Annotated in this window: 13 protein-coding genes; 1 reads left to right on the top strand and 12 read right to left on the bottom strand. The window is 48.6% G+C overall.

Features of this window, described 5'->3' with window-relative positions:
- Positions 1–112: 112 nt before the first annotated feature.
- From ACSTTO_RS01230 to ACSTTO_RS01190, 9 genes are all read right to left on the bottom strand, one after another.
- The gene (locus tag ACSTTO_RS01230; protein WP_439271282.1) at positions 113–1,711 is read right to left on the bottom strand and encodes a methyltransferase regulatory domain-containing protein; all 1,599 of its coding nucleotides are present in this window, start codon (positions 1,709–1,711) and stop codon (positions 113–115) included.
- A 185-nt stretch (positions 1,712–1,896) separates the two neighbouring features.
- Positions 1,897–2,526 (bottom strand): hypothetical protein, encoded by a 630-nt coding sequence (locus tag ACSTTO_RS01225; protein WP_439271281.1) that lies wholly within the window; start codon positions 2,524–2,526, stop codon positions 1,897–1,899.
- Between the two features lie 192 nt (positions 2,527–2,718).
- On the bottom strand, positions 2,719–3,411 hold the full coding sequence (locus ACSTTO_RS01220; RefSeq protein WP_439271280.1) for a hypothetical protein: 693 nt from the start codon (positions 3,409–3,411) through the stop codon (positions 2,719–2,721).
- Positions 3,412–3,532: 121 nt separating this feature from the next.
- A complete protein-coding gene (locus ACSTTO_RS01215; RefSeq protein WP_439271279.1) occupies positions 3,533–3,946 on the bottom strand; it encodes an invasion associated locus B family protein in 414 nt (137 codons plus the stop codon).
- A gap of 222 nt (positions 3,947–4,168) precedes the next feature.
- Positions 4,169–8,896 carry a YadA-like family protein gene (locus tag ACSTTO_RS01210; RefSeq protein WP_439271278.1) on the bottom strand — a complete coding sequence of 1,576 codons (4,728 nt, stop codon included), beginning with the start codon at positions 8,894–8,896 and terminating at the stop codon, positions 4,169–4,171.
- Positions 8,897–8,987: 91 nt separating this feature from the next.
- Complete coding sequence (locus ACSTTO_RS01205; RefSeq protein WP_439271277.1) at positions 8,988–10,013, bottom strand: EAL domain-containing protein; 1,026 nt, start codon at positions 10,011–10,013, stop codon at positions 8,988–8,990.
- Entirely contained in the window at positions 10,010–10,633 is a 624-nt protein-coding gene (locus ACSTTO_RS01200; RefSeq protein ID WP_439271276.1) for a hypothetical protein, read from the bottom strand. Before ACSTTO_RS01200 ends, ACSTTO_RS01205 begins: the two co-directional genes overlap by 4 nt.
- A 668-nt stretch (positions 10,634–11,301) precedes the next feature.
- Complete coding sequence (locus ACSTTO_RS01195) at positions 11,302–12,321, bottom strand: tetratricopeptide repeat protein (RefSeq protein WP_439271275.1); 1,020 nt, start codon at positions 12,319–12,321, stop codon at positions 11,302–11,304.
- 68 nt (positions 12,322–12,389) lie between these two features.
- A complete protein-coding gene (locus ACSTTO_RS01190; RefSeq protein WP_439271274.1) occupies positions 12,390–12,995 on the bottom strand; it encodes a hypothetical protein in 606 nt (201 codons plus the stop codon).
- A gap of 468 nt (positions 12,996–13,463) precedes the next feature.
- Between ACSTTO_RS01190 and ACSTTO_RS01185 the strand changes: the two genes are divergently transcribed.
- Entirely contained in the window at positions 13,464–13,592 is a 129-nt protein-coding gene (locus ACSTTO_RS01185) for a hypothetical protein (protein ID WP_439271273.1), read from the top strand.
- 93 nt (positions 13,593–13,685) lie between these two features.
- On the opposite strand, the gene ACSTTO_RS01180 is transcribed toward ACSTTO_RS01185, so the two are convergent.
- From ACSTTO_RS01180 to ACSTTO_RS01170, 3 genes are all read right to left on the bottom strand, one after another.
- Positions 13,686–14,567, bottom strand: coding sequence for a 3-hydroxybutyryl-CoA dehydrogenase (locus ACSTTO_RS01180; RefSeq protein WP_439271272.1), 882 nt, complete (start codon positions 14,565–14,567; stop codon positions 13,686–13,688).
- A gap of 235 nt (positions 14,568–14,802) precedes the next feature.
- Positions 14,803–15,732, bottom strand: coding sequence for an electron transfer flavoprotein subunit alpha/FixB family protein (locus ACSTTO_RS01175; RefSeq protein ID WP_439271271.1), 930 nt, complete (start codon positions 15,730–15,732; stop codon positions 14,803–14,805).
- Between the two features lie 23 nt (positions 15,733–15,755).
- Complete coding sequence (locus ACSTTO_RS01170) at positions 15,756–16,505, bottom strand: electron transfer flavoprotein subunit beta/FixA family protein (protein WP_439271270.1); 750 nt, start codon at positions 16,503–16,505, stop codon at positions 15,756–15,758.
- Positions 16,506–16,958: the final 453 nt, after the last annotated feature.

The raw sequence follows: 16,958 nt of genomic DNA, 5'->3' as shown, positions 1-16,958 counted from the left end.
GGCCATAGAGTGGCCACGAATATTCAGACAATCCTGCCAGACAATATCACATCAAAAGTGAATATATCCCGCCCGATGCTGATACAGCTGGCCAGCCGTTTAAAATATCCCTTTAATTTTTCTCAAGAATTGCGGTTTTTTGCATGCGCTTGAGAATAGCGGTGATTTTCTTTTCCAGATCAGTTTTCAGTTCTTCTGGTTTGATGAGTGCGGCCAGTTTTTCATCAGGTTTCCGGCTGTGTTCATCAAGTAATTTGTCAATATCGCGTACAAGATCTTTTATTGTGCGCGAACCATCGAGACGACTGGCAACCAGCACTTCCAGCCCCTCAAGGCTAACTGGCTCATGCCAGTTGTTCCATACACAAACGGAGGGGATTTTAAGCCCTTGCAGCACTTTTCTTAAAGCCGCATTGATTGCCGGCTTGTCGTCAAGCTGTGTTGCACATTCAACCGGTGTCTTGCGAAAACGCAGATAACCTTTGATAACGCCTTCTTCAGCGAAACCTTGCAAAGCTTTCCGGCAGTCTTCTTTACTAAGTGTGGTTTTTTTAACAATCTTCTCAAGCAAGGCATCAAAACTAAGAGTTGCCGGCCATGCTTCATTAAGCGCCTCAGCAATCGCATGCCCGCTCAGGCCCGTGATAAAAATTGAGCCGATCAGCGAACGATAATATTTCTTATTTGCCGGATCATCCTTCTGCCGGAGCTCTTTCTGTTCTTCAAAAAAACCGGCATAGGAGAGCTTATCAAAACGTGCGCTGTTCAGGCGATATTGTATTGCTGAGGCCTGACTATCGCGTACCAGCAAAGTCTGGCGGAATGTGCGGTTTGAGATGAAATCAAGATATTGTTCAAGTTCTGCTTGCGTGGTGCATTCCTTAAGCAGCGGTTCCGCAATCTCGGCACTGTAATTGGAGGCAAACATAGTGCTCACAGTCGTATCCGCAAGATATGCTGTCTCATGCACTTTGGCACGTGCTGTAAACTCGTGAAAATAAACCGGAATATTGACGGGCTCAAGAAAATCATGAAGCAGGTAATAAGGAGCTGACCTGTCTATCAGCGGCTTGATCTCATCAAGAGCCACTTTCAAGGCAGACTGCGGCACCGCCACTTTATGCATAAAGTCAATCATGCCGCGGCCAAAACTCAAGCGTTCCAATGGTTGGCGTGCGCCGCCACGATAAAGCATGGCATCACGAACAATCTCACGGGTTTTCCAGCCCGGATAAACATTATAGCTGATATAAGCCACACCTGTGGCGCTCAGGCACTGTGCACAAATACGATGGATAGCATCCTGCACCTCTTCCGGTACCCAGCTATAAACACCATGGCAGATAATATAATCAAAAGTTCCGAACGAGGCATCAATTGCACTCAGATCTTTCTGCTCAAAGCGGATATTCTTCAACCCTGTGCGCTTGAGCATATCATTTGCCTGCCCAATATGGACCTTGGAAATATCCACCCCCACAGCCCGGGCATTGGGATAACGTGCGGCAAAGGGCAAAAGATTGCCACCACTTGCACAGCCAAGCTCCAGCACCCTTGCTGTAGCAATTTTGGGCGTTGTCAATCCAAAAATATGCGCAACCGCCTCCATATGCTCCGGCGTTGATTGCGGAAAGGAGTAGGATTGATAAGGCAGTTCATCATAATAGGCTGCCATTTCAAGATTTTTGGCCGATACCATTGGCGTATTCATAATCTTTATCCTTATACCCGGCATCTGCCGATCAAGAACAGCAACCAGGTTTTCTCTGTAGATTGATTTGACTGATCCCAAAACAGCCCGTTTCAACGGTATGGATCATAAAATGGCCATCCTCTCCAATTCATCGCGACAGAATGGCCTTGTAATAAGATCAGGATAAATAAGGTCAAAGACACCTATTCCAGCGCGCCATTGGCAAACATGGTTGTAATAGCAACGCACATATTATCTCCTGCCGGCATCGCCATTACTTTGGCTCCGGATTTGAGCATCATAAGCGGAACCCCATAAAGATCTTCCGTCTCGACTACATTATCAGCGAGGCTGGCAGCAAAATCAGGGCATGTGCCCTGCACAGGGACAACCCGCACCGATATCCCTTCACAGCCTCCGTTTACAGGCGCGCTGTAGACAAGCCCGGCCCCATTGCCCTTAAAATCCGGCGTATCAAAATTCAGACCGGCCAATGTGCTGATAGCATGTTTATCGCCCTCTTTCTGATTCCAGAAAGTTGCAGTCTTATAGGAGCTGCCGGAAGCCATGATCGGACCTAGCACAGTAAAAACATCACGGCAGGCTTTGGCACCGGCCTGTTTGCTATGTTGCGCAAACGGGCTGTCATCTCTTTGTTCCGCAGGTGCGGATTGCGAAGCTTTAGCTTTTTTACCTTCTCCTGCCGCAACAGCTTCTCCGGTCATGGAAGGGAGAAAAGCATATCCGGCACCTGCTACTCCGGCAACAACAAGCAAAGCCACAGAGACCTTAAATGCCAAGCGATGAAAACGCGATTGCTGATTGTTATGCATAATATATCCTATCTATTTTTAGAGCCCTGAGCGTGGCCGTTGCTGCCTTGCCCGCTCACTCCCCTCTGAGGCCAATTGACAGAGCCGGTGCAATTCCGGTTCTGCGCTATACTTTAATTTTTAGATTATATCTGAGAGGCATCACGAGCCGTGCGCTTTAGGGCAATTCAGTTTTTTAAACAGCCAAAGGCACTAGCTCCCCGCCCCGCGCACGACAGACAACACGACGCATCCTTCACCAGATGGCATCAGCATGGCATAGCCGCTGTTGGGAAGTTCAAATACCGGCAGCCCCATAAGCGATTGCCCCTGTTTACTTCCGGCCGGAAGCAGATTGGCCGCCGCCTGACAACTTTTTTGAAACGGAACCACGCGCAACATTGTGCCTTCACAATTCTGGCTCCCCGTTACCGGTGCAACAAAAACCAGTCCTACCGCATGGCCGCTATAATCGCCCTGCCCCTGATAATTTAGCCCTACCAACCCTTGCAGCGCATGTTGATCAGGGTTTTTATGCGCACTTTCAGTCTGCACCATATAGCGCGCACCGACCGTCAGCGCCTCGCCAAGTTCCTTATAGGTATCACTACAGCTTTTAATGCCGGCATTGCTGGCATGTCTGGCAAAAAGACTGGTATTATTGGCTGATGTGAAACGGTTCTTTTTTTGTCCTCCAGAGGCCTGCGCAGAGCCTGCGCCCACCAATGGAGAATGCCAGATTGCCAGCCCCGCCCCCCCGAGCAGAGCGCAACCGATAACAGCCAGTATAAACGGGCGGATCAGGTTGCTGCGCCGCTTCCCTTTACTAAGGGGAGGCATCTTATTCTTGTTATGATTATTTTGTTTTTCGGCCGGATCATATTGGCCGGAAGGGAATTGTTTCATATGTCAGATCCCTGAATTTTATACATGCTGAACTTGGGAAATTACCCTGACTTCAGGACGACTATTGATTTTCCCGGCTTCAGGACATCGACTGCCGGTACTTTTAAAAACTGCAAAATTCTCAAATTGCAGCCAGGGCATCGCCCAGTCCCTCAAGCGGGACAGAAAAAGAAATCATTTGCGCAGAAGAATCCGCAGCAAAGGAAACAACCACCGGCTGCCCCTTGGCGACCGCCGCCTTCAAACGCGGACCAACCTGTTGATAGGCAACACAGACCTTTGCATCGCATGCCTCTATCGGTACGCGCACAAGAGAGCCTTTATCAGCCAGTTTCAATTGCACTGAGCCGGTCTTGCCCACGGATGCCGGAACACGCAATATAAAAAAAGGTCTGCCATCTGCCGCTGCAGCAAGAGACCAGCTGAATGCCACACTGCCTGCCTCGTCCACAATCGTTTGCGAGACATTACAAACCTTTTGCTTCTTCGCCAGATTCTCATCGCAAATCAGTGTCCAGCTTGGAAATGGCTGCATTACCCGTCGATATTGCCCCAATGGTACATCACTGGGAACAAGAACATCCGACGGTTTTACTGAGTATCTTGGCAGGTGATTAGCCGGCACCGGTTGAGCAGCAACCGGTGCCGGGCTCTGACCGGCAGCCAATACGGGGCTGCCGGACAGGTTCGCAAGAACCAAGAGGGTTAGGATTCGGGGGCAAATACTCCTGATACCTGCAAACATCGTTCACTCCGTTTAGTTCAGAGTGAAACTCAGGCCTGCGGCAACGCCCCAGTGTCCCCCACTGGTTGTCGCAGACAGATTGGTACGAAGGCGCTGATCCTCACTGGTATAACCAATACCGAAAGCTGCAGCGCCCTCACCGCGCCAGACACCGCCACCAATTGCAGCACTCAGCTTACCAGGACGATCGTCATAGCGGAGTGATGCTGCAGCAAGACCAATGGCTGCGGCCTGCCGTGCTTCCTTACGAACATCGCCAATCTCGCCGGAAAGCAGATTAAACTTATCGTCTGTATAGCTATTGGCTGCCGACAAGGTCTTACTGTTCTCGTTATTGGTATAGTCTTTAATCTTGACGTAAGTTTCCTCAACACGGGTATCGGTATAATCCTTCGACAGTTTCAGCGTCTGTTCAGACGTATCCTTCAACTGCTTAACATTAACCACATCCGTATCCTTGGTCCCAGCTGCAACATTGGACAAGACAACCGGAGCATCCGGGTTACCACCCTCAAGGGTAATGCTGTTAACCCGTTTGCCGTCAACTGTATCATAGCGAACCGCATTTTCCACAGTCAGCGTTGCATTGGTAAGGCGTCCGTCAAGGTCACCTATAGCCTGGTTTGTGGCATGAAGCTGAGAGCCATTAACTGCATCGGTGGAGGTGGCAGAAACTTCACCAGCTGCAAGATTGGTCAGCTTCTGCGCAGTCTTCGAGCCATCCTTGGCTGTCATGGTTGCAACATTGGCATCATCTGTCCACTGAACAACACCGGCCTTACCTTCAGCAATATTGGTTACCTTGTTCTCAATATTGGTCACTTTATTACCAATATTGGCCACAGATGTATCAAGGTCTGTCAGCTTGTTGTCCACCGCACCAATGGCTGAACCAATATCATTATGATCCTTGCCCTGAACCGAATAGGTCGGAGCCTTGCCATTGGCCACATCTGCACCACCGCCAAGATAGGAGGAGGTGTTTGACGCAACCTGCTCGACCTTGGTATTCGTGGCATGAAGCTGCGAACCGTTGATTGCTTCAGTCGAGGTGGCAGAAACTTCACCAGCTGCAAGATTGGTCAGCTTCTGGGCATTACCCGGGTCTGCGGCATTACCGCCGGCAGCTGTCAGCACAGTAACATCAGCTGTGCTTGTGCGCTGAATAATACCGGTCGTACCTGCAACAATCGAGTTGTTGAGAAGCGTGAGGTTGTTATCAACCGCACCAAATGCAGAGCCGACATTATTATAGTTATTGCCCTGAATCGTATAACTTGGCGCACTGATTGTGCCATCAGGATTGACAACAGAGCCACCGCCAAATGCCTGTGCAATGCGATCCGATGCTTTGTAAAGCTGCGAACCATTGATTGCATCGGTCGAATCTGCAGCAACAGTACCATCAGCAAGATTGGTCAGTTTCTGGGCAACTTTCGAGCCATCCTTGGCTGTCATGGTTGCAACATTGGCATCATCTGTCCACTGAACAACACCAGCCTTACCTTCGGCAATATTGGTAACACGGTTGTCAATATTGTTCACCGTTGTGCCAAGGCCTGTCATATCATTCTTGATATTGGTGACATCACCTTCAACCACACTAACCCGATCGCCAATACCAGCTACAGTCTGGTTCGTGGCATGAAGCTGCGAACCATTGATTGCATCGGTCGAGCCTGCAGAAACTTCACCAGCTGCAAGATTGGTCAGCTTCTGAGCATTGCCCGGATCGGTCGCATCCTTACCTGCTGCCGTCAGCACAGTAACATCAGCTGTGCTTGTGCGCTGAACGATACCGGTCGTACCACCTGCAACCGCATTATGCAGGGTCGTCAGTTCACCATCAACCGCACCAATGGCTGAACCAATATCATTATGACCCTTGCCCTGAACCGAATAGGTCGGAGCCTTGCCATTGGCTACATCCGCACCACCACCAAGATAGGAGGAGGTGTTGGCTGCAACAGTATCAATCTTATCGTTCGTGGCAAAAAGCTGCGAACCATTGATTGCATCGGTCGAATCTGCAGCAACAGCACCATCAGCAAGATTGGTCAGCTTCTGGGCAACCTTCGAGCCATCCTTGGCTGTCATGGTTGCAACATTGGCATCATCTGTCCACTGAACAACACCAGCCTTACCTTCGGCAATATTGGTTACACGGTTGTCAATATTGGTCACCGATGTGTCAAGGTCTGTCACCTTGCCATCAACCGCATCAAGCTTGGTATTCGTGGCAAAAAGCTGCGAACCATTGACTGCATCGGTCGAGCCTGCAGAAACTTCACCAGCTGCAAGATTGGTCAGCTTCTGAGCATTGCCCGGATCGGTCGCATCCTTACCTGCTGCCGTCAGCACAGTAACATCAGTTGTGCTTGTGCGCTGAACGATACCGGTCGTACCACCTGCAACCGCATTATGCAGGGTCGCCAGTTCACCATCAACCGCACCAATGGCTGAACCAATATCATTATGATCCTTGCCCTGAACCGAATAGGTCGGAGCCTTGCCACCAGCTACATCCGCACCACCACCAAGATAGGAGGAGGTGTTGGCTGCAACAGTATCAATCTTGGTATTCGTGGCAAAAAGCTGCGAACCATTGATTGCATCGGTAGATTTGTCAGAAACAGCACCATCAGCAAGATTGGTCAGCTTCTGAGCATTACCAGGATTTGCAGCATCACCGCCGGCAGCTGTCAGCACAGTAACATCAGCTGTGCTTGTGCGCTGAACAACACCGCTTGTGCTCGTAACCGCTTTAAGCTGGGCAACGTTAACTGCATCTGTATCGGCCGTACCTGCGGCAACACCAGTGATCTGACGTAAATTATTTCCAGCAGCATCACCAACGGCAACGGCCGCCAAGGAAGCTTTGGTTGCTTTACCAATTGCTGTTTTTGCCTCATCCGTTGCATTACCAGGCACATAGCCAACTGAACCGGCTGCACGATCAGCAACAGATCCAGAACCTAATGCTACGCCTCCAGCCTGGGTTGCTTTACTCAAATGCCCTATAGCAACGCTATCGGTCTGTGATGCCGTTGCCCTAGAGCCAAGTGCAACTGAAGCTTCGCCGGAAGCGGTTGTTGCTTTACCAATTGCTGTAGAATCAAGCCCTGTTGCTTGTGCAACAGAACCTAATGCCGTTGCCTGAGCCTGATTGGCAACTGAATCCACACCAACGGCAACACTATTATTACCAGAAGCGGCAGCACGAAGACCCGCTGCCACTGTATTATAACCAGTTGCAATAGCCTGTGAGCCAAGTGCAACGGAGTCAATTCCACCTGCATCTGCTTTATATCCAAATGCAGAGCCTCTATGTTTCCCGACTTTCGTCTCATTACCTACAGCGGTTGCGTTTTGAACCCCGATCGTAACATTATTACCCAGAACAACGGAATTACTGGCACTGGTCGTATTATTACCCGCAGCATCAGCACCAAGTAGCACATTATTACCAATGGCAAAAGCATTATTCGTGGTTGATCCAATACGGTTGTTGTTACCGACACTGTAGCTGTCTGTACCATTGATGATCGAGGGATCGCCAATTGCGCCGGAGCGTGCACCCGCGACCTTATTACCAACACCAATGCTGATAGTTTGCTCACCGGTTGCCTGCGCACCTTCACCTATAGCAATTGCTTTTGTTTGTGATGCCGTTGCCCCAGAGCCAAGTGCAACGGAGTCATTTCCACCTGCATTTGCTTTATATCCAAATGCACTTGCGCGGGCGCCACTTGCGGAAGCTTCATAGCCAAAGGCTGACGAGGCAATGCCCGAGGCTATTGCCTCACGACCAATGGCAACAGCATTATTACCAGAAGCGGCAGCACTAACACCCACTGCCACTGCACCATAACCAGTTGCAACAGCCTGTGAGCCAAGTGCAACGGAGTCATTTCCACCTGCATTTGCTTTATATCCAAATGCACTTGCGCGGGTGCCACTTGCAATGCTCCTTCCGCCAATTGCTGACGCATTTTCAGCAGAGGCATTTGCAAAAACACCAAAAGCCGAGCTTTCCAATCCAGTTGCTTTTGCAACAGGACCTATTGCTGTTGCCTCGTTCTTATCGGCAACTGAATCCACACCAATGGAAACACTATTATTACCAGAAGCGGCAGCACGAAGACCCACTGCTGTCGCATTACCACCACTTGCAGATGCTAACGTACCAAGTGCACTTGCGCTCCTGCCTCCTGCGGTAGATTTATACCCCACTACCACTGACTTTTCTCCAGAGGCAGTAGATCTGGCACCAACGACAACTGAATATAAACCTGATGCAGTTACCGAATTTCCTAGAGCTACTGTTTCCTCTTTGGCAGCAATAGCTCTATTCCCAATTGCAGTAGAGTATTGCCCCAAAGCCTGCGAAGCAATCCCAAAAGCAATTGATGAGTTTGTACCAGCTTTAGTGTTTTTTCCCGATTTATCACCCTGCGCACCAACAGCCACACCTTTGCCATCCGCATCCTCAGCTCCAGGGCCCATTGTCCAAGCCCAGGCATTATCGGTACCAACAGCCATGCCTGCGCCCAATGTTGCAATGGCAATTGCAATATGTGCGCCCACGCCAAGCATGCCAAGCCCCAACCCCTTGCGGCTAAGGCCAAGCACGGAGGATGAACGGCGCAAAATAGCCATCAGGCGCTTGCGGCACTGGCGGCTTGCCCCTGCTCCGATACCCCAATTGATTGTAAAAGAGCCAAGTTTGTAATGATTCATAACAAAGCTATCCTGTATAAGGTGAAATATTTGAACTGTTGAAATGCTCTGCCCGTGATCAGGGGGCTGATCTGCGTGGAAAAAGTGCGCCTCACATGCCCCACCTCTTCCGGATTTGTCTGATCTGATATTTTGGCCGCAGCTTGCGCGCATGGCCGGCCAATGCCGCCACAAACCGCCTTGCCTGAAAGTGCAATGCCGGCTTTGCCCCGCTGCCGGTTTTGGCCTTGTGCCCTGCAACAGGGGAAGATGCATAAGCAGGCTCAAACAAATGGCCGGAAACGATGTTTTTCTGCATGGCACCACCAATGCTGCGGCTTGCCTCCGCATTAAGCCGATGCCAGCACAGCGGCGCCTCATCCGCCTTGAATAACCAGCCCTGGCCGAAATGCGCACCACTGGCGCGTGCAAGTGCAAGCTGCGCCTTGGTCTCGATACCCTCAACCACCACCATAGGCGCAAAGCAGCTTGCCAAGGCAACGGCAGAGGCCAATCCGTCACGACCGGCAGGCGTTTTTCGCAAATCTTTCAAAAAACTGCGATCAAGCTTGATAATATCCCAATCAATATCAACATGACGCAAACGGCCGGCCTTGGCATAGCCCGCCCCGAAATCATCCAGAGCAATGCGGCAGCCGCAGGCTTTTGCCTGACGCAGACGCGCGGCCACATCGCCAATCTCATCAAGAGGTGCGCTTTCCGTAATTTCCAGTGTCACACGTGCTGCAAGGCGGGGACGCGCGGCCAGCTTGCGCATAAGCGCATTCCAGGCAACATTATCTGCAAGCGTGAAAGGGGAGATATTGCATCCGAGCCGGATAAACGGATTGGCCGACAGGGTATCAAGCATCATATCCGCAACAGCAACATCCAGCACACCAATGCAGCCGGCAGCCTCCAGATCGCTGACAAAATCAGCACCTTTAAGCAAAACCTCTTCATTAACCAGCAAACGCGCAAGGCACTCTTCATAAAGGCTGCCTTTATCCGGCGATGAGAGATTAACAATCCGCTCGGCAGATAAACCAAGCTCAAGCAAGGGAGACTGCCGATTACCGGCACGCATCATAGTATGAGCCAGTTCACGCCTGCGAGATGAGATAACAACAGCACTCATTGCCGCCCCTCCTTTGCAAAAAGAACTGGCGGCGCATCAAGCAGGTGACGGCGCATCAGGGCAATCAATTCTGCTTCACTCACACCAAGTGCAAATGCCGCCTGCACGCTGTTGCCGCGAAAATAGCGCAGTGTGCGCATGACAAGGCGGCCCTCAACATCGGCAAGCGATTGACCAATCAGCGCATCAACAGCCTGATCAGCCTTTTGCGGCATCAAATTTATGCCTGAAGATGTAACAAGCCCGATAATATGATCAATCACCCGCGCTTCATTGGCTGTGATAAGAATACTCGGCGCCTGACCGCTTTTTTCACAAACAACAAATTGATCAGATTCAGCTGCAATTTCCAGAGAAAGCTCCAGACCAAGAACCTCACCGATAAAAAGAAACGGCACATTTGCGGCATCAACCCTAACAAGGCAGCTTACATCACCCGCAAAACCGGAAAACAGCAGATTGAGCTCCGCAGCAATAACACCTAAACGCTCAGCCATCCGGCTTTTTACAGCCGAATCTGACGGGCAGGTTTCAGTGTTTATATTGAGCGCCCCTGTCTGGCTTGCCGTCTCTTTTTCATGAAGGCGTGCCAATACAGAGTGAACGGATCTTGATTTCATACTTCCCCTAAAACGCGGCGCTTCAGGTAAAATTGCTGAAGCTTCGGGCAAATGAATGTGTGTCATTTGCACCCTGCCTAGCGCCTTGCCGGTGGGGGTAACAGGATCGTCACGGTGTCATACGGTAACGCATAACATAAATGATACGGGGTATTTTTGTGCTAAAAATGAAAATCAGTTCATAGGAATAATATATTATAAAACAAACAGTTATAAATATTATAGCGATTATATTTCACCCTAAATTGCTCTGAAATAAAGCGCTGTACACTACAAGCCGCAGGCTTATCGCAGAATACTGACCCAATGGGATTTTACGCATAAACAGAAAAGTGCAAGATAGCCTTCAAGGCACCCTTTATAAGACAGACCGCCAAACAGGCTTGATGATCAACGTATTTCATCTTTGAAAAAACGAGAGAAAGTTTTAAATTTTAATGCTCAAATTATTGGAACACGAAGAACTAACCAATGAGCTACCTCGCCTAAAACAAGCCGTTTTACGTAAAATTACGCGGATTAGACGGCAACCTTCTCTATTGTCTTACCACCTGATTATCATTGGCACATCGCAGATATAGCCTGTATGATACACGCAGTATCATACAGGCTGAAATTTTTGTTTATCTATTTATTACTTCAAATTCACAAAACATATTTTTTATAACTCACATCTGCGCCTGATCAGACAAAATTCCGTTTTTTTTAAGCGTTCTGAATATTATATTTAGCAGAGCTTCATTAAGCCTGTGCGCACGCATATCTTCAATCATATGATTTTCATAATCCGGCTTCATCTTAATCACTTGTTGCCATTCATTTTTTGCTGCGCTGATATCTCCCACCCCTGCCAAGGCGACAGCTTTAAAAGCAGGTACAAAATAATGATCAGAAGAATCCACACGATTAATATAGATGAAAGCAGCTTGAAAATTGAGCTCACCCAAATAAGAAAGCGCAGCAGATAAGTAATTAAGCTTATCAGCCTCCTGACTGTTCTGCATGCCATCAAGAAGCAACGCCCGGCCTTGCTCATAATCACCAAGACGTATCAGGCGCGAGCCTATTTTAATTTTCAAGGCCGGATTACCAGGATAATCCTGCAATAATTGTGAAGAGATTTTATGAAAACGTGTATTATCCCCTGAATAAAAAGCTGCATAAATTTGCGCTTCACGCGCATAAAAAGACCAGGGCGATAAAGATAATGCAGTTGATGCGGAAATACGTGCAAGCTCAAACCACGGCTCCGCATTATTTCCGCTGGCAGCAACAATCTCAGCATAATAATTTAAAACTATAGATAACAGCCCCTGAAGATCACCTCGTTTAGGGGCTTCATCAACCAGCGACTGCAGACAATGAACAGTTCTTAAGGCAACTGTGGCATCATCTATAAGTGCAACCCGCCCTGTTTGCGAAATACAGTCCGCTGCCTCCCGGCGATATACAGAAAATATATTCTTTAACTTATAAACAGCACCATTATTACCGGCTATGTTAAAAGCCAGTCTCTCTGTCAGTAGTTCTATCGTTTTTTCTGTACTATCTGCTTTTTCTATATGAATTATATCTGCCCAATGGATAAGCCGGGAGGTTGGATTTATAAGTTTCCAGTAAATTTTCCCTCCTTCCATATTTACATCAAGCGTAAATTCAAGTTGCAGAATTTCAGAACCGGGATTCAAGGACACCACTTGGTTTACGATATTATTACTATCTATATTCGCATCCGATGATATAACACTCACAAGACCTATATCAGCCAGTTTTTTTCTAATTGCGAAGCAACTATGTTCTTGCTTATGTTCAGATTCTTACTTAAATTTATTGATCTTTGATCAACGATTATAAATGTCTTTGGTCCGGCGATAGTTTTATCGCTTCTATATAAAACAAATGCCAATACAGCCATAATAATGGCTGAATATATAAATAACACAATAAAATTTATTTTAAAATTATGTTTTCTGGTCTTATTGTTGTCTTTTTTCTCCGCCTTAGAGGCAGTTTTCTTCTCAGCTATTGGCGGCGAAGTGCGATAGTCTGTGGCTGTAAAAACCGGCGAATATTGTCCTTTTGGAATGCTGATCTCTATTTTAGCATCCTTGCCTTCAGACAGATAATAATCCCTGAGTGCGCTACGTAACCTGCCGGCAGTCGTTCTGACAAAGGCATCATCGGGTTCGTTACGTCCGAATACTTCATAGCCAATACTGGATGCCTTCAGGCCTTCTTCCTTTCCGGCAAGGGTCTCAAGCACGACAAATCTGAGGAATTGACGCACACGGGGCTTTTGGATAAACGCCTCTGAATTCTCGATTCGCTCCAGTTCCTGCAGAATAATTTCATGATCCAACATTAATCCGCCCCCCATCCAATTCATATTCCATCGAACTTTAAGGCACGAACAATTTCACTGTGCAACTTGAGGGTCGAGTATGATACCGTCTCATACAGTCTAATACGAATGCATCATAAGCAGAAAGCGGGCGGGTAATTTCATTATGTCTGGCTTCATCTGCCGCTGAAACTTTCAGCAGAATGTATAAAACATTCAATTGCGAAATTGTTTGCACAATCTCGCTTATAAGCATCGGCATTGCACATGTCTGAGAAGCGTGGTTACCGGCAACATTGTAAAAAGTCTTTTCCTTCGCAAATAGAAACCTCGCGGTGCACTATGCGCTTCGGGACGGTCTTAATAATTTATTAAGGATGCAGATTCACTTCACATTCACCTTTTCCGGTTATGATTTACCTTAAATTCACCGTTGTGATTTGGGCTTCGGTAACGATAATGAATTGAGATATATCAGGGTGCAAGGCGATGGGTCTGATTGTTCAGTTTCGTCACATTATGAGTTTAGTACGTGAGTTTATTGCGCCGAGCTATCGCCCCGAGCGCCATTATATGCGCGGCCCTGGTCCGGCCTGCGCAGCACGTCATTCCCATTGATATTTGCAACAAACATGCTGGAAAGCATAAAAGAAAAACCCTGCTCTTGATACAAGAGCAGGGTTTTTCTGCCTGTCCACATAGGCAGAAAATTTAACGGGTCGGCACCGGTACATCACCGCGGTAATCATAGAATCCGCGGCCAGTTTTACGCCCAAGCCAGCCAGCTTCAACATATTTTACCAGAAGCGGGCACGGGCGATATTTAGAATCTGACAAGCCTTCATACAGTACCTGCATAATCGACAGGCAGGTATCCAGCCCAATAAAATCGGCCAGCTGCAGCGGCCCCATCGGATGATTGGCACCAAGCTTCATCGCTGTATCAATCGCATCCACAGTGCCAACGCCTTCATAAAGTGTATAAATTGCCTCATTAATCATCGGCAGCAAAATGCGGTTAACAATAAAGGCCGGAAAATCGGCTGAAACAGTAATTGTTTTGCCAAGCTTCTGCACAAAATCCTGTGCTATGGCAAAGGTTGGTTCTTCTGTGGCAATGCCTCGGATCAGTTCCACCAGCTTCATCACCGGCACCGGATTCATAAAATGAATGCCGATAAAACGCTCGGGCCGGTCTGTCGTTGCTGCCAAACGGGTGATGGAAATAGATGATGTATTGGTGGCAAGAATGGCATTGCTGTGCAAATGCGGGCAGACCTGCGCAAAAATCTGTTTTTTGATCGCCTCATTTTCCGTTGCGGCCTCAATCACCAGATCGCAAGGAGCCAGATCCGCCACGGAATGAGCCGGTTTGATCAGAGCCAGACCGGCAATGCGTGCATCCTCACTCAATTTGCCGGAAGCAACCTGACGCGCCATATTGCCGCTGATTGTGGCAATGCCGTTTTCAAGCCGCTCAAGCGAAGCATCATGCAGCAACACATCATAGCCTGCCAGCGCACAGACATGGGCAATACCATTGCCCATCTGGCCTGCGCCGATGATACCTACTGTTTTGATCGTAAAACTCATGATCCGCTCCGATCCCTTCGTATCAATAATTTGCAGCAAAAGAATTATCTCTGTTTGCCACAAATGACCAGCCTCACCTGCATGAGTCCGGCCTCAATTAAACCATGCTGCAAAAACAAGAACCTTACCCTAGCTCTAAAACAAAACGCGCCCGGATTAAATATCCGAACGCGCTCTGTGTCGGAAACAGTCATGCCCGATTGTCATGACCGATTGTCATGACCGGGCCTTATCATTAGAGGGCTTTTTCCAGTTCCGGCAAAACGGTGAACAGGTCTCCGACCAGACCATAATCGGCAATCTGGAAAATCGGAGCCTCTTCATCCTTGTTGATTGCAACAATCACCTTGGAATCCTTCATACCGGCCAGATGCTGAATCGCGCCGGAAATACCGCAAGCAATATAAAGCTCAGGGGCAACCACCTTACCAGTCTGGCCAACCTGCCAGTCATTTGGTGCATAGCCGGCATCAACCGCAGCACGGCTGGCGCCGATGGCAGCACCAAGCTTATCAGCTACAGGGGTGATAACCTCATTGAATTTTTCAGCCGAACCAAGCGCACGACCACCGGAAATAATGATTTTTGCCGAAGTCAGTTCCGGACGATCACCACCGGAGATCTTAGCTTCAACAAATTTTGACACGGCAGGATCACTGCCTGCATCAATGGTCTCCACCGCAGCAGAGCCTCCCTCGCCGGCAGCAGCAAAAGAGGCTGTACGCACGGTGATCACTTTTTTAGCATCCGTGGTTTCCACAGTCTGGATTGCATTGCCCGCATAGATCGGACGCTTGAACACAGTCGGAGAAACAACTTCCATGATTTCCGATACCTGTGCCACATCCAGAAGTGCGGCAACGCGTGGCAATATGTTTTTGCCTGAAGTGGTTGCCGGTGCGATAATCGTATCATAATTGCCAGCAAGGCTTACCAGAAGCGCCGCTGCCGGCTCAGCAAGACGATGCTCCAGAGTATCGCTCTCAGCCAACAAAACCTTACGCACACCTTTGAGCTTTGCTGCTGCCTCTGCCGCAGCTTTGGCGCATTTACCGGCAACCAGCACATCCACTTCGCCGCCAATAGCAAGAGCTGCCGTCAGCGCCTTGGCAGTCTGGTCGGAAAGGCTTGCATTATCGTGTTCTGCAAAAAGAAGAATAGCCATAATCGTTTTCCTGTCCTCAACCCTTACAATACGCCTGCTTCATTTTTAAGCTTGTCAACAAGCTCGGCAACGGAGGCAACCTTGACACCGGCTTTACGGCCGGACGGTTCTTCTGTTTTGAGGATTTTCAGGCGTGGCGCGGTATCAACACCATAATCGGCAGGTGTTTTCTCATCCAGCGGCTTCTTCTTGGCCTTCATAATATTGGGCAGGGAAGCATAACGCGGCTGGTTCAGGCGCAAATCCGTGGTAATAATGGCCGGCAGCTTAACTTCAATAGTCTGCAATCCGCCGTCCACCTCACGGGTCACATTGGCAGCAGCATCGGAGAGCTGCACTTCAGAAGCAAAAGTTGCCTGTGCCCAGCCAAGCAATGCAGAGAGCATCTGTCCGGTCTGGTTTGCATCATCATCAATAGCCTGCTTACCAAGGATAACAAGCTTTGGCTGTTCAGCCTCAACCACACCTTTAAGAATTTTGGCAACAGCGAGAGGCTCGACAACATCGTCATTCTTGACCAGAATTGCACGGTCTGCACCCATTGCCAATGCAGTGCGCAGTGTTTCCTGTGCCTGTGCAGGGCCGATAGAAACCACAACCACTTCAGAAACCTTTCCGGCTTCCTTCAGCTTCAGCGCCTCTTCAACCGCGATTTCATCAAACGGGTTCATCGACATTTTGACATTGGTCAGCTCAACGCCGGAACCGTCACTCTTGACGCGGATTTTGACGTTGTAATCAACAACCCGTTTAACTGCGACCAAAACTTTCATTCGGTTAAGATCCTCTCCATTTGAGCAGCCCGCGCCGCTCGCTTTTTAACAGAATATAATACCTTCTGAACCGGCTTATATCCCTCACACATCTTCGTCAGATGTCAATTTAACGACACAGCAGATCAACCACTTGTCCGATGCCGACATCAGCCGATAATTACGCGCACACTCCCAATACCGCGGTCTTTAATGACCGCAGTTTCAGAGATTTCATTAAGAACGTAATTCTGAACAGCAAAGAGGTCAATCATAACCCGCAGAAAGGCTATGAATTATGATCATAACTTTCAATTGCATGAATTTTCGCAAAATATACAACAAAACTGCGTCAAAAGAGCAGAAAAATATCCGCGAAACGCTCTCTTTATGGGCATTTCTCCGCAGAGAATTGAACCACAAAAAGAATCATCTCAAAATCGGCCAAACACAATGCGGATTAATATTATTTCA

It is taken from the genome of Pseudochrobactrum albidum, assembly GCF_051851455.1.
In the GTDB taxonomy this organism is placed as follows: Bacteria; Pseudomonadota; Alphaproteobacteria; order Rhizobiales; family Rhizobiaceae; genus Pseudochrobactrum.
This window is presented reverse-complemented; position numbering and strand designations above follow the sequence as displayed.

What these genes read in the sequence shown, in the direction of transcription:
- ACSTTO_RS01230 (WP_439271282.1), bottom strand. Translation starts at nt 1,711, where the DNA reads ATGAATACGCCAATGGTATCGGCCAAAAATCTTGAAATGGCAGCCTAT.
- ACSTTO_RS01225 (WP_439271281.1), bottom strand. Translation starts at nt 2,526, where the DNA reads ATGCATAACAATCAGCAATCGCGTTTTCATCGCTTGGCATTTAAGGTC.
- ACSTTO_RS01220 (WP_439271280.1), bottom strand. Translation starts at nt 3,411, where the DNA reads ATGAAACAATTCCCTTCCGGCCAATATGATCCGGCCGAAAAACAAAAT.
- ACSTTO_RS01215 (WP_439271279.1), bottom strand. Translation starts at nt 3,946, where the DNA reads ATGCAGCCATTTCCAAGCTGGACACTGATTTGCGATGAGAATCTGGCG.
- ACSTTO_RS01210 (WP_439271278.1), bottom strand. Translation starts at nt 8,896, where the DNA reads ATGAATCATTACAAACTTGGCTCTTTTACAATCAATTGGGGTATCGGA.
- ACSTTO_RS01205 (WP_439271277.1), bottom strand. Translation starts at nt 10,013, where the DNA reads ATGAGTGCTGTTGTTATCTCATCTCGCAGGCGTGAACTGGCTCATACT.
- ACSTTO_RS01200 (WP_439271276.1), bottom strand. Translation starts at nt 10,633, where the DNA reads ATGAAATCAAGATCCGTTCACTCTGTATTGGCACGCCTTCATGAAAAA.
- ACSTTO_RS01190 (WP_439271274.1), bottom strand. Translation starts at nt 12,995, where the DNA reads ATGTTGGATCATGAAATTATTCTGCAGGAACTGGAGCGAATCGAGAAT.
- ACSTTO_RS01185 (WP_439271273.1), top strand. Translation starts at nt 13,464, where the DNA reads ATGGGTCTGATTGTTCAGTTTCGTCACATTATGAGTTTAGTACGTGAG.
- ACSTTO_RS01180 (WP_439271272.1), bottom strand. Translation starts at nt 14,567, where the DNA reads ATGAGTTTTACGATCAAAACAGTAGGTATCATCGGCGCAGGCCAGATG.
- ACSTTO_RS01175 (WP_439271271.1), bottom strand. Translation starts at nt 15,732, where the DNA reads ATGGCTATTCTTCTTTTTGCAGAACACGATAATGCAAGCCTTTCCGAC.
- ACSTTO_RS01170 (WP_439271270.1), bottom strand. Translation starts at nt 16,505, where the DNA reads ATGAAAGTTTTGGTCGCAGTTAAACGGGTTGTTGATTACAACGTCAAA.